Annotated in this window: 16 protein-coding genes; 11 read left to right on the top strand and 5 right to left on the bottom strand. The window is 52.7% G+C overall.

The annotated features are described in order from the left end of the window. The first annotated feature begins 23 nt into the window (after positions 1 to 23). A complete protein-coding gene (gene ilvC / locus K7X24_RS09220; RefSeq protein ID WP_224554479.1) occupies positions 24 to 1,502 on the top strand; it encodes a ketol-acid reductoisomerase in 1,479 nt (492 codons plus the stop codon). A gap of 82 nt (positions 1,503 to 1,584) precedes the next feature. On the opposite strand, the gene K7X24_RS09225 is transcribed toward ilvC, so the two are convergent. Further along, the gene (locus K7X24_RS09225; protein ID WP_203470651.1) at positions 1,585 to 2,247 is read right to left on the bottom strand and encodes an NADPH-dependent F420 reductase; all 663 of its coding nucleotides are present in this window, start codon (positions 2,245 to 2,247) and stop codon (positions 1,585 to 1,587) included. Between the two features lie 102 nt (positions 2,248 to 2,349). Between K7X24_RS09225 and K7X24_RS09230 the strand changes: the two genes are divergently transcribed. Further along, a complete protein-coding gene (locus K7X24_RS09230; RefSeq protein WP_116586411.1) occupies positions 2,350 to 3,237 on the top strand; it encodes a LysR family transcriptional regulator in 888 nt (295 codons plus the stop codon). Here the strand turns inward: K7X24_RS09230 and K7X24_RS09235 are convergent. After that, a complete protein-coding gene (locus K7X24_RS09235; protein ID WP_224554694.1) occupies positions 3,234 to 3,371 on the bottom strand; it encodes a hypothetical protein in 138 nt (45 codons plus the stop codon). The genes K7X24_RS09230 and K7X24_RS09235 overlap by 4 nt on opposite strands. A gap of 85 nt (positions 3,372 to 3,456) precedes the next feature. Between K7X24_RS09235 and putA the strand changes: the two genes are divergently transcribed. Next, positions 3,457 to 7,425: a trifunctional transcriptional regulator/proline dehydrogenase/L-glutamate gamma-semialdehyde dehydrogenase gene (putA, locus tag K7X24_RS09240; protein ID WP_224554481.1), complete on the top strand. Its 3,969-nt coding sequence runs from the start codon at positions 3,457 to 3,459 to the stop codon at positions 7,423 to 7,425. 93 nt (positions 7,426 to 7,518) lie between these two features. Here putA and ppiC read toward each other — a convergent pair whose 3' ends face one another. Then, complete coding sequence (gene ppiC, locus K7X24_RS09245; protein ID WP_010294655.1) at positions 7,519 to 7,800, bottom strand: peptidylprolyl isomerase PpiC; 282 nt, start codon at positions 7,798 to 7,800, stop codon at positions 7,519 to 7,521. A gap of 160 nt (positions 7,801 to 7,960) precedes the next feature. Between ppiC and rep the strand changes: the two genes are divergently transcribed. Continuing rightward, positions 7,961 to 9,982 carry a DNA helicase Rep gene (gene rep / locus K7X24_RS09250; protein ID WP_224554483.1) on the top strand — a complete coding sequence of 674 codons (2,022 nt, stop codon included), beginning with the start codon at positions 7,961 to 7,963 and terminating at the stop codon, positions 9,980 to 9,982. A gap of 22 nt (positions 9,983 to 10,004) precedes the next feature. Here rep and ppx read toward each other — a convergent pair whose 3' ends face one another. Further along, on the bottom strand, positions 10,005 to 11,501 hold the full coding sequence (gene ppx, locus K7X24_RS09255; protein ID WP_224554485.1) for an exopolyphosphatase: 1,497 nt from the start codon (positions 11,499 to 11,501) through the stop codon (positions 10,005 to 10,007). Between the two features lie 6 nt (positions 11,502 to 11,507). Then, complete coding sequence (gene rhlB, locus K7X24_RS09260) at positions 11,508 to 12,797, bottom strand: ATP-dependent RNA helicase RhlB (protein ID WP_224554487.1); 1,290 nt, start codon at positions 12,795 to 12,797, stop codon at positions 11,508 to 11,510. Between the two features lie 118 nt (positions 12,798 to 12,915). On the opposite strand from rhlB, the gene trxA reads away from it, so the two are divergent. The 7 genes from trxA (at position 12,916) to rffG (ending at position 20,999) form a co-directional block, all read left to right on the top strand. Next, a complete protein-coding gene (trxA, locus tag K7X24_RS09265; RefSeq protein ID WP_224554488.1) occupies positions 12,916 to 13,242 on the top strand; it encodes a thioredoxin TrxA in 327 nt (108 codons plus the stop codon). 487 nt (positions 13,243 to 13,729) lie between these two features. Next, positions 13,730 to 14,989 carry a transcription termination factor Rho gene (gene rho, locus K7X24_RS09270; protein WP_224554490.1) on the top strand — a complete coding sequence of 420 codons (1,260 nt, stop codon included), beginning with the start codon at positions 13,730 to 13,732 and terminating at the stop codon, positions 14,987 to 14,989. 206 nt (positions 14,990 to 15,195) lie between these two features. Beyond that, positions 15,196 to 16,293: a UDP-N-acetylglucosamine--undecaprenyl-phosphate N-acetylglucosaminephosphotransferase gene (gene wecA, locus K7X24_RS09275; protein ID WP_103862724.1), complete on the top strand. Its 1,098-nt coding sequence runs from the start codon at positions 15,196 to 15,198 to the stop codon at positions 16,291 to 16,293. A 21-nt stretch (positions 16,294 to 16,314) separates the two neighbouring features. Beyond that, complete coding sequence (gene wzzE / locus K7X24_RS09280; RefSeq protein WP_103971718.1) at positions 16,315 to 17,373, top strand: ECA polysaccharide chain length modulation protein; 1,059 nt, start codon at positions 16,315 to 16,317, stop codon at positions 17,371 to 17,373. A 55-nt stretch (positions 17,374 to 17,428) separates the two neighbouring features. Beyond that, the gene (wecB, locus tag K7X24_RS09285; protein WP_103862722.1) at positions 17,429 to 18,547 is read left to right on the top strand and encodes a non-hydrolyzing UDP-N-acetylglucosamine 2-epimerase; all 1,119 of its coding nucleotides are present in this window, start codon (positions 17,429 to 17,431) and stop codon (positions 18,545 to 18,547) included. Positions 18,548 to 18,672: 125 nt separating this feature from the next. Further along, complete coding sequence (wecC, locus tag K7X24_RS09290; RefSeq protein WP_039474261.1) at positions 18,673 to 19,935, top strand: UDP-N-acetyl-D-mannosamine dehydrogenase; 1,263 nt, start codon at positions 18,673 to 18,675, stop codon at positions 19,933 to 19,935. Continuing rightward, positions 19,926 to 20,999: a dTDP-glucose 4,6-dehydratase gene (rffG, locus tag K7X24_RS09295; protein ID WP_174447503.1), complete on the top strand. Its 1,074-nt coding sequence runs from the start codon at positions 19,926 to 19,928 to the stop codon at positions 20,997 to 20,999. Before wecC ends, rffG begins: the two co-directional genes overlap by 10 nt. Positions 21,000 to 21,002 lie beyond the last annotated feature (3 nt).

Below are 21,002 nucleotides of genomic sequence, written 5' to 3' on the forward strand. Positions count from 1 at the left end.
CAAAACCGTATACGGAGCACAACATGGCTAACTATTTCAACACATTAAACCTGCGTCAGCAGCTGGATCAATTGGGCAAGTGCCGCTTTATGGGGCGTGATGAATTTGCCGATGAGGCGAGCTACCTGAAAGGGAAGAAAGTGGTGATCGTCGGCTGTGGTGCTCAGGGTCTGAACCAGGGTCTGAATATGCGCGATTCTGGTCTGGATATCGCTTACGCCCTGCGTGCTGAAGCGATTGCCGAAAAACGCGCATCATGGCGCAAAGCGACCGAAAACGGCTTCACCGTTGGTACATACGAAGATCTGATCCCGCAGGCTGATCTGGTGGTTAACCTGACGCCGGACAAACAGCACTCTGCAGTGGTTCAGGCGGTACAACCGCTGATGAAACAGGGCGCAGCGCTGGGCTACTCTCACGGTTTCAACGTCGTTGAAGTGGGCGAGCAAATCCGTAAAGACATCACCGTTGTGATGGTGGCTCCGAAGTGCCCAGGTACGGAAGTCCGTGAAGAATACAAACGTGGTTTCGGCGTACCAACGCTGATCGCAGTTCACCCAGAAAACGATCCGAAAGGCGAAGGCATGGCCATCGCTAAAGCCTGGGCTGCGGCCACCGGCGGTCACCGTGCTGGCGTTCTGCAATCTTCTTTCGTTGCAGAAGTGAAATCTGACCTGATGGGTGAGCAAACTATTCTGTGTGGTATGTTGCAAGCGGGCTCTCTGCTGAGCTTCGACAAACTGGTTGCTGAAGGCACCGATCCGGCTTATGCAGAAAAATTGATTCAGTTCGGCTGGGAAACCATCACCGAAGCGCTGAAGCAAGGCGGGATCACGCTGATGATGGATCGCCTGTCTAACCCAGCGAAACTGCGTGCTTACGCACTGTCTGAGCAGTTGAAAGGCATCATGGCTCCGCTGTTCCAGAAACACATGGACGACATCATTTCCGGCGAATTCTCCAGCGGCATGATGGCTGACTGGGCGAATGATGACGTGAAACTGCTGACCTGGCGTGAAGAGACGGGCCAAACTGCATTCGAAAACGCACCGCAGTTCGACGGTAAAATCGCTGAGCAGGAATACTTTGATAACGGCGTGCTGATGGTTGCGATGGTGAAAGCGGGCGTTGAGTTGGCGTTTGAAACCATGGTTAGCTCTGGCATCATCGAAGAGTCGGCTTACTACGAATCACTGCATGAGTTGCCGCTGATCGCCAACACCATTGCGCGTAAGCGTCTGTATGAAATGAACGTGGTTATCTCTGATACCGCAGAATACGGTAACTACCTGTTCGCTAATGCTGCCGTTCCATTGCTGAAAGATGCGTTCATGGCCTCTCTGCAACCGGGCGATCTGGGCAAAGCGGTCGCGGGTACCGAAGTGGACAACGCACAGCTGCGTGATGTTAACGAAGCGATCCGTAACCACCCAATCGAAACCGTAGGCCACACGCTGCGCGGTTACATGAAAGACATGAAGCGTATCGCCGTTGCGGGTTAATGTTGTTTTGACGTTTACCGAAACACGATGATTTCTATGCTGCTCCCTTGGGGAGCAGCATTTTTTTATCCACGGCTATCCCTCACCTCGCGTTATCTACATCCTGTACTGGCCGTGTGTTGCGTGAGGCTAGCGCCAGCGCAGTAGTTAATTCTGCTTTTGTCATCCGTACGCAGTAAGACGGCATGTTTCTTTCAAAACGCCAGCCTTCATACAAAGCTCCAGCGTCTACCACATCAAATCCGAACGCGTCATAAAGCTCAGCCACCATCGCTTTTCCTTGAGAATCATCACCCGCAAGCGGTAGCGCTCGTCGATTAGGATGACCTGCGGATAAACCGTCTTTTTCCAGGTCCGTCATCGGGATCGCGTTAAATGCTTTGATGATTTTTGCACCGGGTAACGTCTCGGCCAGGAGTTCACTGGTCGTTGTTTTCTGTGCATCAAGCGTTATCACGCTGCCATCTCGTTCTGGGTAATAGTTGACGGCATCGATCGCTAACTTACCGTGTAATGCCTGCGCAGGAAGATTGCCGATAGCGGAGAGCGGAACCGCGATAACGACAATATCGCCAAACGCTGCGGCTTGTGTTGGGGTGCCAATGTCGCAGCCAATCATCGGCCGTAGGCTGAAAAGCGTTTGAGGGTCGCGTGAGTTGCTAAGCATGGTTTGATGTCCGGCTTGGATCGCCAGTTTAGCGATCGCCCGTCCGACAAAACCCGCGCCAATAATGCCAATTTTCATCTTTTTTCACCTTAATAGTTTTGAGATGAAAAGGTTAACCCTCTACTTTTTGAAGATAAAGTGTGTTATCTGAGAAGGATAAACAACAAAAATGAGGGAATCATGGATCGGTTTACCAGTATGAACATTTTTGTCAAAACTGTGGAGCTGGGATCTTTTGCCGCCGCCGCTGATGCACTCACCCTTTCGCCACAGATGGTCGCAAAGTATGTGGCGTGGCTTGAGGCCCGGCTTGGTTCTCGGTTACTCAACCGTACGACCCGTCGTCAGAGCTTGACCGATGTCGGTCAGCGCTATTACGAACGCTGCAAAGTCGTGCTTGCTGAATTGCAGGCGGCGGATGATATTGCCCGGGAAATGCAGACGACGCCTTCGGGCATTATTCAGGTTAACGCCCCTGTAACCTGGGGATCGCATTTGCTTGCGCCGTTCATCACTCGTTATCTCGAACGTTATCCAGATACGCAGATCGCGTTAACGTTAAACGATCGTCAGGTTGACCCCATCGAAGAGGGGTTTGAAGTTGTTATCCGCATCGGAGAGTTGGCCGATAGTACGATGGTAGCCTGGCCGCTTCAGCCTTACTCGCTCATTGCCTGTGCATCGCCAGATTATGTGGCGCGCGCTGGTCTGCCTGATACGCCATCAAGCCTCGTCAATCATACGTGCCTGATTTATGGCGTGAAATCCGTCCTTACACCGTGCCGATGGATTTTTCAAAAAGAGGGAAAAACGGAAGAAGTCAGGCCGAAGGGCAGATTGTATGCAAATGACTGGAATGCGTTATTGCATGCCGCGATAGAAGGGTACGGCGTGACTCTTGGGCCAGAAGCGGTGTTGCGCAAGGAAATTCAACGTGGGCGTCTGATTCAGGTGTTGTCTGATTATGACGGGCCTGTGCGTCCCGTACATGTCATGGTGCCTTCTGTGAGGCGAGCAACAGTCAAAGTGAAAACGTTTGTTGATGCGATCAGAACGAATTTCGGTTAGTGGCGGTATGCTGCTTCTGCTTGATTGAAGCGGTCAGTAATCGCTTTTGATGGCGCTTTACCCAGCAGGCTGACGATGAAAATGGTCAGGCAGTTGAAGATAAAACCGGAGATGATGGGCTGCAATCGCTCCATTTGTTAACAAGGTTGCACAAAATTGCAACATGATTGATATTGGCGTTATCCCGATGTGCATCTTCTTATTACAGGAGTGGACTCTATGGGCTCGACCACGATGGGTGTAAAACTCGATGAGGAAACGCGCGAACGCATCAAGGCGGCAGCACAGCGTATTGATCGCACACCGCACTGGCTGATCAAACAGGCTATTTTCCATTACCTCGAACGCCTAGAAAGTGGCCTCGACACGCCTGAAACACCACAATGGGCGAACGTCAGCCACATTGAAGCGGAAGAGATTATGCCGCAATCTCAGGAAGAAGAAACCCACCCACCCTTTCTTGATTTCGCTGAACATGTTCTTCCTCAGTCCGTTATCCGCGCCGCCATTACTTCTGTTTACCGCCGTCCCGAAAATGAATTGGTGCCTATCTTGCTTGAACAGGCAAGACTTACCGATGAAATGTCGCAGTTAACGCAGAAACTGGCTTATCAACTGGCAGAAAAGTTACGCGGTCAGAAAGCTGGAAGTGGGCGTGCGGGCATTGTGCAAGGGCTGCTACAGGAATTCTCACTTTCTTCTCAGGAAGGGGTGGCGTTGATGTGTTTAGCCGAAGCGCTGCTGCGTATTCCTGATAAATCCACGCGTGATGCGCTGATCCGCGACAAGATCAGTCGGGGAAATTGGCAGGCGCATCTTGGTCACAGCCCGTCGCTCTTTGTGAATGCTGCAACCTGGGGGCTGTTGTTTACCGGAAAGTTGGTGGTGACGCACAACGAAGTGAATCTTTCGAATTCGCTGAACCGCATTATCGGGAAAAGTGGTGAGCCGCTTGTCCGCAAAGGCGTCGATATGGCTATGCGGCTGATGGGGGAGCAGTTTGTCACGGGGGAAACCATGGGTGAAGCGCTGGCGAATGCCCGCGAACGGGAGAGCAAAGGCTTCCGTTACTCCTACGATATGTTAGGTGAAGCCGCGCTGACGGAGCACGATGCTGCCGCCTATCTGACGGCCTATCAGCAGGCAATTCATGCTATCGGCAAAGCCTCGAACGGGCGCGGGATTTATGAAGGGCCGGGCATCTCCATCAAGCTGTCGGCGCTGCACCCGCGCTATAGCCGGTCACAGTATGACCGTGTGATGGAAGAGCTCTATCCACGTTTGTTGATGCTGACGCTGCTGGCGCGTCAGTACGATATCGGGATCAATATCGACGCAGAGGAAGCCGACCGACTGGAGATCTCGCTCGATCTGCTGGAAAAACTCTGCATGGAGCCACAGCTGGCGGGGTGGAACGGTATCGGATTTGTCATTCAGGCTTATCAGAAACGCTGCCTGTATGTCATCGATGCGCTGATTGAGCTGGCACAGCGCAGCCGTCGACGGCTGATGATTCGTCTGGTGAAAGGGGCGTACTGGGACAGCGAAATCAAGCGCGCGCAGGTTGACGGGCTAGAAGGCTACCCGGTTTACACGCGTAAGGTCTATACCGATGTGGCTTATCTGGCGTGCGCCCGCAAGCTGCTGGCCGTACCGAATCTGATTTACCCGCAGTTCGCCACGCACAACGCGCAGACGGTAAGCGCGATCTACCACATGGCGGGCAACAATTATTATCCCGGTCAGTATGAGTTTCAGTGCCTGCACGGCATGGGTGAACCGCTCTACGATCAGGTGGTGGGCGCGGTTGCTGACGGAAAATTAAACCGTCCGTGTCGTATTTATGCTCCGGTCGGCACCCATGAAACGCTGTTGGCTTATCTGGTGCGACGCCTGCTGGAAAACGGCGCGAATACCTCATTTGTTAATCGCATTGCGGATACCTCAATGGCTCTGGAAACGCTGATTGCCGATCCTATTCGTAGCGTAGAAGCGCTGGCAAAAGTGGAATGGAGCATGGGCGCACCGCATCCCAAGATTCCTCTACCGCGTCAGCTATATGGACGGGAACGGAAAAATTCGTGCGGGCTGGATCTCTCGAATGAGCACCGGCTGGCTTCGCTTTCCAGCGCGTTGCTGAATCACGCGTCACAGCCGTGGTACGCCGCGCCGATGATTGAGGGGGAAAGTGAGGCGAGTGAAGAAAGGCCTGTCGTGAATCCCGCCGATGTACACGATGTGGTGGGCTATGTTCGCGATGCCTCCGTGGCAGATGTTGAGCTGGCGATAGAAACGGCGGTGCATGCAGGCACTATCTGGTTTGCGACGCCGCCCGCAGAGCGTGCGGCGATATTGAATCAGGCCGCCTCGCTGATGGAAAGGCAGTTGCAAAGCCTTCTGGGGTTGCTGGTGCGGGAAGCGGGTAAATCTTTCAGTAACGCGATTGCGGAAGTGCGCGAAGCGGTGGACTTCTTACGCTATTACGCGGCTCAGGTTCGGAATACGTTCACCAATGATACCAACCGTCCGCTGGGGCCAGTGGTTTGCATCAGTCCGTGGAATTTCCCGCTGGCGATCTTCACCGGGCAAATTTCTGCCGCGCTGGCGGCAGGAAACAGCGTGCTGGCGAAGCCTGCTGAACAGACACCGCTGATTGCGGCGCAGGCGGTGCGTATTTTACGGGAAGCGGGTGTCCCTCAGGGCGTGCTGCAACTGCTGCCCGGACAGGGAGAAACGATTGGAGCGGCGTTGGTGAACGATGAACGGGTACGCGGCGTGGTGTTTACCGGATCGACGACCGTTGCAAAAATCCTGCATCGCAGCATCGCAGGCAGGCTCGACCCACAGGGGCGTTTGACGCCGCTGATTGCCGAAACGGGTGGTCTGAATGCAATGATTGTCGACTCGTCTGCGCTGACGGAACAGGTGGTGAATGACGTTATTGCCTCTGCATTCGACAGCGCCGGACAGCGTTGCTCGGCGCTGCGCCTTCTGTGCCTGCAAGAGGATATCGCGGATCGTACTCTGGCTATGCTGCGTGGCGCGATGGCGGAGTGTCGAATGGGGAATCCTGAACGATTATCGACCGATATCGGCCCGCTGATTGACGCCGAGGCGAAAGAGAACGTGGATCGGCATATTCAGGCTATGCATGCGAAAGGGCATACCGTATTTCAGGCAGCCTATCTGCAGGATGAGGAGACGTGGCGGCACGGGACGTTTGTGAAACCGACCCTGATCGAACTGGGCAAGATAGACGAGCTGAAAAAAGAAGTTTTTGGTCCAGTTTTACACGTCGTTCGCTATCAAAGCCAGCAGTTGGATGCAGTGATTGAGCAGATCAATGCGGCGGGATATGGACTGACGCTGGGTGTGCATACCCGCATTGATGAAACTATCCTGCGTGTGACGGGCAAGGCGAAGGTGGGTAATCAATATGTGAACCGCAATATGGTCGGTGCTGTCGTCGGCGTTCAACCGTTTGGCGGGGAAGGCTTATCGGGAACCGGGCCAAAGGCGGGCGGGCCGCTTTATCTGTACCGCTTGCTGGCACATCGGCCGGACGACGCGCTTGCGGCAGAATTCGCACAGCAGAATCGTGAGCAGGCGCTGGATGCGTCTGCCCGATCGTCGCTGTTGGCGGGGCTACAGGCGCTGGAAGACTGGGCGATTGCCGGGGAGCGTCACGGGCTAGCGATGTTATGCCAGCGCTATAGAGAATATAGCGTCAGCGGGACAACGCGACTACTGCCCGGCCCGACAGGAGAACGTAATTCCTATACGCTACTACCGCGTGAGCGGATTCTGTGTCTGGCGGATAATGAGGACGATCGCTTGATTCAGGCGGCAGCGGTGCTGGCGACAGGAGGAAAATTGCTGTGGCAGGAAGGTGAGCACGAGAAAATGCTCTATGGCCGTTTACCCGCAGATGTGCAGTCGCATATTCAGTTCACACCTGATTGGCAGCGGCACGAGGTGTCTTTTCATGGCGTTATTTATCATGGGGATGCCGATCGGTTACGGCAGTTGAGTGAGGGGCTTGCAGAGCGCGATGGCCCGATTATCCTGCTGTTAGGCTATGCGCAGGGCGATACCCACATTCAGTTGGAACGTCTGTTGATCGAACGTTCTCTGAGTATCAATACCGCCGCCGCAGGCGGTAATGCCAGCCTGATGACGATAGGTTAATAAGGCATTTAATAGAAAAAGCGCGCCAAACCAGAAGGTCGGCGCGCTTTTTATGTTCGGGGTGTCGGTGTGACGACTGAGTGGCGGTACAACTTAATTACGGTACAACACCTTGATCACATGGTAGCCAAACTGGGTCTTCACTGGACCAAACGGTTTCAGCAATTCGCAGGAAAATACCGCCTTATCGAAAGCCGGCACCATGTCGCCTTTACGAAACTCACCTAAATCGCCGCCGTTGCGTTTTGACGGGCAGGTCGAGTGCTTCTGTGCCAGTTTCTGGAAATCTGCACCTTTTTCCAGTTGCGCAAGAATGTCATTAGCTTCCTGCTCAGTGTCTACCAGGATGTGTAGGGCTGCTGCGGTATTTGCCATGTTATTACCTTTTTTGCAAAAGAGATTCCTGTGCGCAATGTAACATTTGCAACGCAAGATGTGGACTGCGATGTGCTTTCCTTAATAACAAATCCTTGGTCAAGATCGATACGGCTTTCTGCTACAATCGCCTTCCGTTTTATGAGTGAGCAAGATCGTTATGCGCTTAAACCCCAGCCAACAACACGCCGTCGAATTCGTCACCGGACCTTGTCTGGTGCTGGCGGGCGCAGGTTCAGGCAAGACCCGCGTTATCACCAACAAAATTGCGCACCTTATTCGCCAGTGTGGCTATCAGGCTCGGCACATTGCCGCCGTGACGTTTACCAACAAAGCGGCGCGAGAGATGAAGGAGCGCGTGGCGCAAACGCTGGGGCGCAAAGAAACGCGTGGGCTGATGATCGCGACCTTCCATACGCTGGGGTTGGAGATCATTAAACGTGAATACGTCGCGTTGGGCATGAAATCCAATTTCTCCCTGTTTGACGATCAGGACCAGATGGCGCTGCTGAAAGAGCTGACGGAGCAGTGGCTGGAAAACGATAAAGTTCTGCTGCAACAGCTGATCTCGACGATCTCAAACTGGAAAAACGATCTGATCGATCCTGCTGGTGCGGCAGCAACCGCTCGCTCCGAACGCGACAAGCTGTTTGTACATTGCTACTCGCTCTATCACGACCACCTGCGCGCCTGTAACGTACTGGACTTCGACGATCTGATTTTGCTGCCTACGCTGCTGCTGAAGCAGAACGCTGAGGTGCGTGAACGCTGGCAGAACCGCTTACGCTACCTGCTGGTGGATGAATATCAGGACACCAACACCAGCCAGTATGAGCTGGTTAAGCTGCTGGTTGGTACCCGCGCACGTTTTACCGTGGTAGGGGATGACGATCAGTCTATTTACTCCTGGCGTGGTGCGCGCCCGCAGAATCTGGTGTTGCTACAGCAGGATTTCCCTGCGCTTGATGTGATCAAACTGGAACAAAACTACCGCTCGTCCGGGCGTATTCTGAAAGCCGCCAATATTCTCATCGCCAATAACCCGCACGTTTTTGAAAAACGTTTGTTCTCAGAGCTGGGTTACGGTGATGAACTCAAAGTCATTACTGCCAACAACGAAGATCACGAAGCGGAGCGGGTCGTGGGTGAGCTGATTGCCCATCACTTTATTAAAAAGACCCAGTACGGCGATTATGCCATTTTGTATCGTGGTAACCATCAATCGCGTCTGTTTGAAAAGATGCTGATGCAGAACCGTATTCCGTATCGGATCTCTGGTGGCACGTCGTTTTTCTCCCGACCTGAAATCAAAGATTTACTGGCCTACCTACGCGTACTGACCAACCCAGAAGATGACAGTGCGTTCTTACGCATTGTGAACACGCCTAAGCGTGAGATTGGCCCGGCAACGATGAAGAAGCTAGGAGAGTGGGCAGGGCAACGCAATAAAGGCCTGTTCAGCGCGAGTTTTGATCTCGGGCTGAGCCAGTCGCTGACCGGTCGTGGGCTGGAATCCCTACAACGATTCACCCAGTGGCTGGCGGAGATTGCCCGTCTGGCAGAGCATGAACCGGTTGCCGCCGTGCGAGACCTGATTCATGGGTTGGACTACGAAAGCTGGCTGTATGAAACCTCACCCAGCCCAAAAGCCGCAGAAATGCGGATGAAGAACGTCAATCAGCTATTCAACTGGATGACGGAAATGCTGGAAGGTTCCGATTTGAATGAACCGATGACGTTGACGCAGGTGGTGACGCGTTTCACATTGCGGGACATGATGGAACGTGGTGAAAGCGAAGAGGAACTGGATCAGGTCCAGCTAATGACGCTGCATGCGTCCAAAGGCCTCGAATTCCCGTACGTCTTTTTAGTGGGGATGGAAGAAGGCCTCTTGCCACATCAGAGCAGTATTGATGAAGATAACGTCGACGAAGAGCGCCGTCTGGCATACGTGGGAATTACGCGTGCCCAGCGTGAGCTGTTCTTCACATTGTGCAAAGAACGCCGCCAGTATGGCGAATTGGTGCGCCCCGAACCGAGTCGTTTCCTGCTTGAATTGCCGCAGGATGATGTGGTGTGGGAAACGGAAAGAAAAGTGGTTAGCGCACAAGAGCGTATGCAGAAAGGTCAGACGAATGTCGCCAGTATCCGGGCGATGTTAGCAAAAGCAAAAGGGGAGTAAAGCGTTCTCCCCTATGTGCTTGTTAAGCGGAGGTTTCTTCCAGCATCAGGGGCCAGTGTACGTAACTCTGCCAGCGGCTTTCCTGTTCCAGCATTTCTGTCCGTAACGGGTGCTGAGCCAGCCAACCGGCAGGCAGAATCAAACGCAATGCTTCACCTTCTACGCGTAGCCGTACTGCTGGCAGCGTGTCATCGCGGCGGCGGCTGGCAAAAATAATCGCCAGACGTAATAAGCGGCACAGGTACTGTGCCTGATTAGCAGGTAGCGCATTTTGCTGGCTCAGCGGAATCAAATCGATTGGGTTAACTTGGTTTTGTAGGAGTGTGGCTAACAGCTTCTTCTGGGCTGGCGTAAAGCCGGGGAGATCGCTATGGCGAATCAAATAGTCTGCATGCTGGGGAGAGTGGCGAAAATCGATACTTAAACCGATTTCGTGTACCAGACAGGCGCTTCGCAATAACTCGCGACATCGGCTATCTAGCTGCCAGTCGCGGGTAACCTGTTGCAGAAAGTTGTCCGCCAAGGTACTGACGCGTTTAGCCTGTTCGGTATCCAGCAGATAACGACGTTGCAGGGTCGCCAATGTGCGGTGGCGAATATCCTGATCGACGGGCATATGCAGCATGCCATAGACCAGCCCTTCACGCAGTGCGCCTCCAGCTAGCGTCATCGTTTTGATGTCGAGTTCCTGGAAGATCGCCAGCAGAATGGCCAACCCGCTGGGAAACACCAGCGCGCGTTCCAGCGTCAGACCTTCAATTTCCAATTCTTCCAGCTTATCGCACTGAATCGCATGTTCTTTAAGCTGTCTGAGCTTCGGCAGAGTAATGTATTCATCCATGCCCTGCGCGACCATGATTTCCTGTAGTGCTTGTACTGTGCCTGAAGCGCCGACGCAGATTTGCCAACCCTGTTCTCGCAGGGAGGCGGCGACAGGACGCAGCATTTCACGTGCCGCTTGTTCAGCACGTTCAAAGTTACCCGCTTCCAAATTGCGGTCGCTGAAATAACGATCCAGCCAGGTTACGCATCCCATCGGGAGGCTGATCAACTGAGTCGTCTTTGCGCCGATTCCCGTTGCCAGTTCGGTACTGCCACCGCCAATATCTACGACCAGACGCGCATCTGGGCCACCTGTCGTATGTGCTACACCTTGATAAATCAAGCGTGCTTCTTCTTCACCGCTGATAACCTGAATCGGCAAGCCCAGAATTTCCTGAGCCCGTTGCAGAAATTCGTCAGCGTTCGTTGCCAGCCGCAGGGTTGCGGTCGCGACGACGCGCACCTGATCCTGCGGAATGTCCTGCAATCGTTCGGAGAACAGTTGTAGACACTGCCAGCCACGCTGCATTGCTTCCTGCGAGAGCCGATTCTGCTTATCCAGCCCAGCCGCAAGGCGGACTTTACGCTTTATTTTCGCCAGCGTCTGAATGCTGCCTGCGGTTTCCCGGGTGACCAGCATATGGAAGCTGTTCGAGCCGAGATCGATGGCAGCGTAAAGTGAAGAAGAGCTCAGCATCGACGGTTAGTCCGCTCGTTTACGGTTATTACGGGGCGGTCCGCTGCGGCGCGGTGCATTGTGTCGGCGCGGGCCATTATTGGAACGCGGTGGACGCGTTAAACGCTTCGGCGCAGGTAAATCATTCATCAGCGCGTCACTGTTGTATTTGCTGACCGGGATACCGTGACCGATATAGGTTTCGATAGCCGGGAGATTCAGCGCGTACTCTTCACAGGCCAGGCTGATAGAGAATCCGCTTTGTCCCGCACGGCCCGTACGACCAATACGGTGAACGTAGTCTTCGCAGTCATCCGGCAGATCGTAGTTGAAAACGTGGGTCACAGAAGGAATATGCAAACCGCGAGCTGCAACGTCCGTTGCCACCAGAATATCCAGATTACCCCGGGTAAATTCTTCCAGAATACGCAGACGTTTTTTCTGCGCGACGTCGCCCGTCAGTAGCCCAACGCGATGGCCGTCGGCAGCCAGATGGCCCCAGACGTCTTCGCAGCGATGCTTGGTATTTGCGAAAATAATGCAGCGGTCCGGCCACTCTTCTTCCAGCAGCGTCTGGAGCAGGCGCATTTTTTCTTCGTTGGACGGATAAAACAGTTCTTCTGTAATACGGTGGCCGGTTTTCTGTTCTGGTTCGACTTCCACATACTCGGCGTTATTCATCTGTTCAAACGCGAGTTCACGCACCCGGTAGGAGAGCGTAGCGGAAAAGAGCATGTTCAGGCGCTGTGCCGCTGCGGGCATGCGGCGGAATAGCCAGCGAATGTCTTTGATGAAGCCGAGATCGTACATGCGATCGGCTTCGTCCAGCACGACAACCTGAATCGCGCCGAGATTAATATGGTTCTGTTTGGCGTAGTCGATCAGACGACCGGTGGTGCCGATCAGAATATCAACGCCGCTTTCCAGCACTTTAAGCTGTTTGTCGTAGCCGTCGCCACCGTAGGCTAAACCTAATTTTAGCCCCGTTGCATGAGACAGCGCTTCTGCATCCGAGTGAATCTGGACAGCCAGTTCACGGGTTGGTGCCATAATTAAAGCACGTGGCTGGTTGGTCTGACGCTCTGCATTTGCAGGGTGTGAAAGCAGATAATGGAAAGTAGACGCAAGAAAAGCCAGCGTCTTGCCGGTACCGGTTTGCGCCTGACCCGCAACATCACGCCCTGACAGAGCCAATGGCAGAGCTAACGCCTGAATAGGCGTACAGTTATGAAACCCTTTACTTTCAAGAGCTTCAATAACCTGCGGGTGCAGGGCGAAGTCGGAAAACTTCTGTTCAGTTAAGTGTGTTTTGCTCATAGTGTGGTAGAATATCAGCTAACTATTGCTTTACGAAAGCGTATCCGGTGAAATAAAGTCAAGCCGTTGTTGGTTAATGCTACACCAACAAGGTAGAAATAATCCTGCGGAGTAAAATATGAGCGATAAAATAATTCACCTGACTGATGACAGCTTCGGCACGAAAGTATTGCAAGCTGAGGGCGCTATCTTGGTTGATTTCTGGGCTGAGTGGTGTGGTCCTTGCAAAATGATCGCTCCTATTCTGGATGAAATTGCCGAAGAGTTTGAAGGTAAACTGACGGTTACCAAGCTGAACATTGATGAAAACCCAGCTACCGCACCAAAATATGGTATCCGTGGCATCCCTACTCTGCTGCTGTTTAAAAACGGCGAAGTCGCTGCGACGAAAGTCGGCGCGCTGTCCAAAGGGCAACTGAAAGAGTTCTTGACGTCAAATCTGTAATTAGCTCAATCCCCTTTAAAAGAGGATTGCTGGCGGGCGCAATCGGACAATATGCAATTCTCATATTGACTGCTTGCTGCTCGTCGGGAAGCGTGGTAGATTCTTTAACACTGCATATCGTACTTGCCTATGTTTAAGCCCTTAGGCTTAAGCCTGAAAGTTAGAGTCTAAAGTATTATTCTGTGTCTAAATCAAAAAATCGTTTTTTTACAAAATGATTGTTTTGCAAAGTAAGGTAATTATTTTACAACACCTTTTTGTGAGCCGATTTGGACAGTCTACTAGTTATTACAATAATTGGTTTTATGTGTCTTCGATCTCCTGCCGTTGATTTATGCGGATATCGTTTTGCGCGGTTTAATGCGCTTCAGGTGTGAAACCAGACAGGAATCCGGTGGTTGAAGACTGCTATAGAGGCACGGATGATCCTGCCATACCATTCACGTTAATAGTTCGAGATTTACCCCGAGTTAAAGAACCCACCACTATGAATCTTACCGAATTAAAGAATACGCCAGTTTCTGAATTAGTTACTCTTGGCGAAAATATGGGACTGGAAAACCAAGCCCGCATGCGTAAACAGGATATTATCTTCGCGATTCTGAAGCAGCACGCCAAAAGCGGCGAGGATATTTTCGGCGATGGTGTGCTGGAGATATTGCAGGATGGCTTCGGCTTTCTCCGCTCCGCAGACAGCTCCTACCTCGCAGGCCCCGATGATATCTACGTTTCTCCCAGCCAAATCCGCCGCTTTAACCTCCGCACTGGTGACACTATTTCTGGCAAGATTCGTCCGCCGAAAGAGGGTGAACGCTACTTTGCGCTGCTTAAAGTTAATGAAGTCAACTACGACAAACCTGAAAACGCCCGCAACAAGATCCTGTTCGAAAACTTAACACCGCTGCACGCAAACTCTCGTCTGCGTATGGAACGTGGTAACGGTTCGACAGAAGATCTGACGGCGCGTGTGCTGGATCTGGCTTCGCCGATCGGCCGTGGTCAACGTGGTCTGATCGTTGCACCGCCAAAAGCGGGTAAAACCATGCTGCTGCAGAACATCGCGCAGAGCATCGCTTACAACCATCCTGACTGCGTGCTGATGGTGCTGCTGATTGACGAGCGTCCGGAAGAAGTTACCGAGATGCAACGTCTGGTGAAAGGTGAAGTGGTTGCGTCAACGTTTGACGAACCCGCTTCCCGTCACGTTCAGGTTGCCGAAATGGTAATCGAAAAAGCGAAGCGTCTGGTTGAGCATAAGAAAGACGTTATCATCCTGCTGGACTCCATTACTCGTCTGGCGCGTGCCTACAACACTGTGGTTCCGGCTTCGGGCAAAGTGTTGACGGGTGGTGTAGATGCCAACGCCCTGCATCGTCCGAAGCGTTTCTTCGGTGCGGCGCGTAACGTTGAGGAAGGCGGTAGCCTGACAATCATCGCCACCGCGCTGGTTGATACCGGTTCTAAGATGGACGAAGTGATTTACGAAGAATTTAAAGGTACAGGTAATATGGAACTGCACCTGGCGCGTAAAATCGCAGAAAAACGCGTGTTCCCAGCGATTGATTACAACCGTTCTGGTACGCGTAAAGAAGAACTGCTTACCACCTCTGAAGAATTGCAGAAGATGTGGATTCTACGCAAGATCATCCACCCAATGGGTGAGATCGACGCGATGGAATTCCTCATCAACAAGTTGGCGATGACGAAAACCAACGATGAATTCTTCGATATGATGAAACGTTCATAAATCCGGGCGTTCATCCATTACGGATAACTCGGGGAACGCCACGCTGGGTCGTGGCGTTTTTTTATCCCCTAATTGATCGGATGTGAAGGGGCTTTCTACTGGTAAGACTGGGTTATCACTCAATTTGTACTGGCGATCAATGTGGGCGATAGGATATAAGGCGTAAACCGAGTCTATACTGAACAGCTACAGCGCAGCTGTTAACGGTGAACTTACTCACTATGAGTACCGAATTACTATTTATTTTCTTGTTTTCTTTAGGCTTCCTTTTTTTTGCTCGCAGCATCGCGGGTAAAATAGGGCTTGTCGATCGTCCCAACTACCGTAAACGCCATCGGGGTCTTGTGCCTCTGGTTGGTGGTATTTCCGTGTATGCGGGTATCTGTTTTACCTACTTTATTACCGATCAATATATCCCCAATTTCCGTCTTTATCTGATGTGCGCGGGTGTGCTGGTGTTTATCGGCATGCTGGACGATCGTTTTGATATCAGCGTAAAAATTCGTGCCGTTGTGCAGGCGCTTGTCGCTGTGGTGATGATGGCTTTTGCTGGCTTGACGATACACAACCTGGGATACATTTTCGGCCCATGGCAAATGGGGCTGGGGCCGTTTGGCTATCTGGTCACGCTGTTTGCGGTTTGGGCGGCGATCAATGCGTTCAATATGGTCGACGGGATCGATGGATTGCTCGGCGGATTGTCCAGCGTCTCATTTGGGGCGATGGGTATTTTGCTGTACCTGAGCGGCCACACGAATCTGGCATTGTGGTGTTTCGCCATGATTGCGGCGACGTTGCCTTATATTCTGCTTAACCTCGGCATGTTTGGGTCACGCTACAAGGTCTTCATGGGCGATGCTGGTAGCACGATGATTGGCTTCACTGCTATCTGGCTCCTGATTCAAACGACACAAGGCCCACAGCATCCGATTAACCCGGTTACGGCACTGTGGATCATCGCTATCCCGCTGATCGATATGATTGCCATTATGTATCGGCGCTTGCGCAAAGGGATGAGCCCGTTCTCGCCTGACCGACAGCATATCCATCATTTAATGATGCGGGCTGGCTTTTCTTCCCGTCAGGCATTTGTGTTGATTACGCTTGCTGCCGCCTTGTTGGCAGCGGTCGGCGTGTTGGGAGAATATTTCTTTTTCATACCCGAATGGTTCATGTTGGCATTATTCTTGCTTGCATTTCTACTGTATGGCTACTGCCTGAAACGAGCATGGCGGGTCGCCCGTTTTATCAAGCGAATCAAACGCCGTATGCGGCATTCTGATGAGCAAAAGCAGTCATCCTGACCAAATAATTTTGGGGAAGTAATGAAATCAGAGAACTTGTCTACCGGGAATGCATTGATTGATAACGAATTGGATATCCGTGGTTTATTTCGCCTGTTGTGGCGTGGAAAGGTATGGCCGATAGCGATCGGCCTGCTTTTTGCCATTGTGGCATTAGGCTATTCCTATCTTGTTAAACAGGAGTGGAGCGCGACAGCGATTACCGACAAGCCGACGGTCAATATGCTGGGCGGGTATTATTCGCAGCAGCAATTCCTGCGTAACCTCGACGCCCGCTCTTTTTCCACGCCTCAGCCTGAGCAACCGTCTATTTCGGCTGATGCTTATGACGAATTCATCATGCAATTAGCGGCCTATGATACTCGCCGCGATTTCTGGTTACAGACTGACTATTATAAGCAGCGTCTGGAAGGTGATGGAAAAGCTGATGCGGCTCTGCTGGATGAACTGGTTAACAACATTCAGTTTACGCCGCGCGACAGCGGGAAAAAAACCAATGATTCTGTGAAGCTGGTGGCGGAAACCTCTGCGGATTCCAATACGTTGCTTCGTCAGTACGTGGTTTTTGCCAGCCAGCGTGCAGCCAGCCACCTGAATGAAGAGATCAAGGGGGCTTGGGCTGCCAGAACCATTTTCATGAAGTCGCAGATCAAGCGTCAGGAAGCAGTAGCAAAAGCGATTTACGATCGCGAAGTCCGCAGCCTTGAACTGGCGCTGAAAATCGCACAACAGCAAGGTATTAGCCGTAGCCAGACGGATACGCCAGCAGACGAAATCCCCGCATCAGAAATGTTCCTGCTTGGCAGGCCGATGCTTCAAGCCCGACTGGAAACGTTGCAGACCAGCGGCCCGCACTATGAACTGGATTACGATCAAAATCGCGCGATGTTGGCAACGCTGAACGTTGGCCCAACGCTTGAGGGCAGTTTCCAGACATATCGTTATTTGCGTACGCCGGAAGAACCGGTGAAGCGCGACAGCCCGCGCCGGGCATTCCTGATGGTGATGTGGGGTGCGATTGGTGCGCTCGTCGGTGCGGGTGTTGCCTTGGCTCGCCGTCCGCGCCAACCAGCTTGCTGATTCGCGTCTGATGCTCAGCGAGCGTCTGCGTCTAACCTGATTAAAGAGATTCAATGTGAAAGTATTGACTGTTTTCGGCACCCGGCCGGAAGCCATAAAAATGGCACCGCTGGTTCATGCCTTGGCTCAGGATGGAGCCTTTGAATCGAGAATTTGCGTAACAGCCCAGCACCGAGAGATGCTGGATCAGGTGCTGCGTTTGTTCGATATTACGCCGGATTACGATCTGGATATTATGCGACCGGGACAGGGACTCAGTGAGATATCCTGCCGGATTTTATCGGGACTTGAACCCGTTATGGCGGAGTTCAAACCAGATCTGGTGTTGGTACACGGCGATACCACCACGACGTTGGCAACCAGCCTAGCGGCTTTTTATCAGCGTATCCCCGTCGGCCACGTAGAAGCGGGATTGCGTACTGGCAATCTCTACTCGCCCTGGCCGGAAGAGGCTAACCGCAAATTGACCGGACATTTGGCGATGTACCATTTCGCCCCGACGGAAAATTCCCGCCAAAATTTACTGCGTGAGCATCTGTCTGACCGGCATATTTTTGTGACGGGTAATACGGTGATTGATGCGCTGTTCTGGGTGCGCGATCGTATTCTCGGGGACGCCGCGTTACGCCGCAGCCTCGATGAAAAATATGCTTTTTTAGACGACAACAAGAAGCTGATTCTGGTTACTGGACACCGTCGCGAGAGTTTTGGCGGTGGCTTTGAGCGTATTTGCAGCGCGCTGGCCGATATCGCCCGTCGACACCCTGAAGTACAAATTGTGTATCCGGTCCATTTGAATCCTAACGTCAGTGAACCGGTGAATCGCATATTGAGCGGCATTGATAATGTGATGCTAATTGCGCCGCAGGACTATCTGCCTTTCGTGTATTTGATGAATCGTTCTTACATGATTTTGACTGACTCTGGCGGGATTCAGGAAGAGGCTCCGTCGTTAGGCAAGCCCGTATTGGTGATGCGTGATACGACAGAACGGCCGGAGGCCATTGAAGCTGGTACGGTCAAGCTGGTAGGTACGGAAGTAACCAGCATTGTCGATGCGGTATCTATGCTGTTGACGGATGAAGAGGCGTATCAGGCAATGAGTCGCGCTCATAACCCTTATGGTGATGGACAAGCCTGTCAACGCATCGTTGATGCTTTAAAAAATCGCTAGGAGCGATTTTAAACGTCGCTATGCGACGGCCCGAAGGGGGTCGGGCAAGGATAGCCCGACATAAAAAATCGCTAAGTGCATTTTCGGGCTGCGACGGCCCGACATAAAAATTATCAGGTGACACTATGAGCTTTACTACCATTTCCGTAATCGGTTTGGGCTATATCGGTTTACCCACCGCCGCGGCGTTTGCGTCGCGCCAGAAAAAAGTCATCGGTATCGATGTGAACAAACTGGCGGTCGAAACCATTAATCGCGGCGAAATCCATATCGTCGAGCCCGATCTGGATTCGTTGGTCAAAGTGGCAGTGGAAAATGGTTACCTTCAGGCGATGACAAAGCCTGTGCCAGCCGATGCTTTCCTGATCGCCGTTCCTACCCCTTTCAAAGGCGATCACGAACCCGATCTGGCCTACGTTCAGGCGGCTGCGGCGTCCATCGCTCCTGTTCTGAAGAAGGGCGATCTGGTGATTCTGGAATCGACATCCCCCGTGGGGGCGACGGAGCAAATGGCCGAGTGGCTGGCCGACGCGCGTCCTGACTTGACGTTTCCGCAGCAGGTTGGGGAAACGGCGGATATCAATATTGCCTATTGTCCTGAACGCGTGCTGCCGGGACAGGTCGTGGTCGAGCTGATTAAAAACGATCGTGTCATTGGCGGCATGACCCCTGTGTGCTCTGCTCGTGCGAGCGAACTGTACAAAATCTTCCTCGAAGGTGAGTGTGTGGTTACTAACTCCCGCACCGCCGAAATGTGCAAGCTGACGGAAAACAGCTTCCGCGACGTCAATATTGCTTTCGCCAATGAACTCTCGCTGATTTGTGCCGAACAAAACATTAACGTATGGGAACTTATCCGATTGGCAAACCGCCATCCTCGCGTCAATATCCTGCAACCCGGCCCTGGCGTCGGTGGACACTGCATCGCTGTCGATCCCTGGTTCATCGTGGCGCAGAATCCGCAGCAGGCTCGGTTGATTCATACCGCCAGACTGGTGAACGATGGCAAACCGCTCTGGGTGGTGGATCGCGTAAAAGCGGCCGTGGCGGATTATCTGGCGCAAACGGATAAACGCGCGAGCGAGGTTACGGTGGCCTGCTTTGGGCTGGCGTTTAAGCCTGATATTGACGACCTGCGTGAAAGTCCCGCGGTAGGGATTACGTCCATGATTGCACAGTGGAATACCGGCGTGACGTTAGCCGTCGAACCGAATGTCAAACACCTGCCGTCCGTGTTGGCCGGACAGGTAAAACTGGTCGATACCAGCAGTGCATTAAAAGAAGCCGATGTGCTGGTAATGCTGGTTGACCACCGTCAGTTTAAAGCGGTTAACCCAGAAGATGTGAAACAACAGTGGGTTATCGATACCAAAGGAGTATGGCGTTGAAGCGTATTTTAATTACCGGTGGTGCTGGATTTATTGGTTCGGCGTTGGTCAGATACATTTTGACGGAAACGCAGGACAGCGTCGTCGTTGTCGATAAGCTGACCTATGCGGGCAACCTGTCTTCGCTGGCTCCTGTTGCTGATAGCGAACGTTTTGCGTTCGAGCAGGTGGATATCTGCGATCGTGCTGAACTGGACCGTGTCTTTACGGCTTACCAGCCAGCGTTGGTGATGCATCTGGCGGCAGAAAGCCACGTCGATCGCTCTATCGATGGCCCAGCAGCCTTTATCGAAACCAATATTGTCGGCACCTATACGATGTTAGAAGCGGCACGGCACTACTGGCAGAACCTGGCTGATGCGGACAAGAGTGCGTTCCGTTTTCACCATATCTCTACCGATGAAGTGTTTGGTGACCTGCACGGGACGGACGATCTGTTTACAGAAACCACACCTTATGCGCCAAGCAGCCCTTATTCCGCATCGAAAGCCTCCAGCGACCACCTGGTTCGCGCCTGGCTGCGCACCTACGGGTTCCCGACGGTTATCACCAACTGCTCGAATAACTACGGCCCTTACCATTTCCCAGAGAAGTTGATTCCGCTGGTGATCCTGAATGCGGTCGCGGGCAAACCGTTACCCGTTTATGGTGACGGCGCGCAAATCCGTGACTGGCTGTTTGTCGAAGACCACGCTCGTGCATTGTACAAAGTAGTAACGGAAGGCGAAATCGGCGAGACGTACAACATCGGCGGTCATAACGAGCGTAAAAACATTGAAGTCGTGCAGACCATTTGCGCGCTGCTCGAAGAGCTGGCGCCGAATAAGCCCGTTGGCGTAGCGCATTACCGCGATCTCATCACCTACGTGAAAGACCGTCCAGGTCACGATATGCGTTACGCGATCGATGCCGGGAAAATTGAACGTGAGCTGGGCTGGCGTCCAGAAGAAACGTTTGAGACGGGCATGAGAAAAACCGTCAGTTGGTATCTGAATAACGAAAAATGGTGGCGCAGCGTGCAAGATGGTTCTTATACCGGCGAGCGTTTAGGGCTGAGCGACTAAACC

This window comes from Pectobacterium versatile, assembly GCF_020166435.1.
Lineage (GTDB): Bacteria > Pseudomonadota > Gammaproteobacteria > Enterobacterales > Enterobacteriaceae > Pectobacterium > Pectobacterium versatile.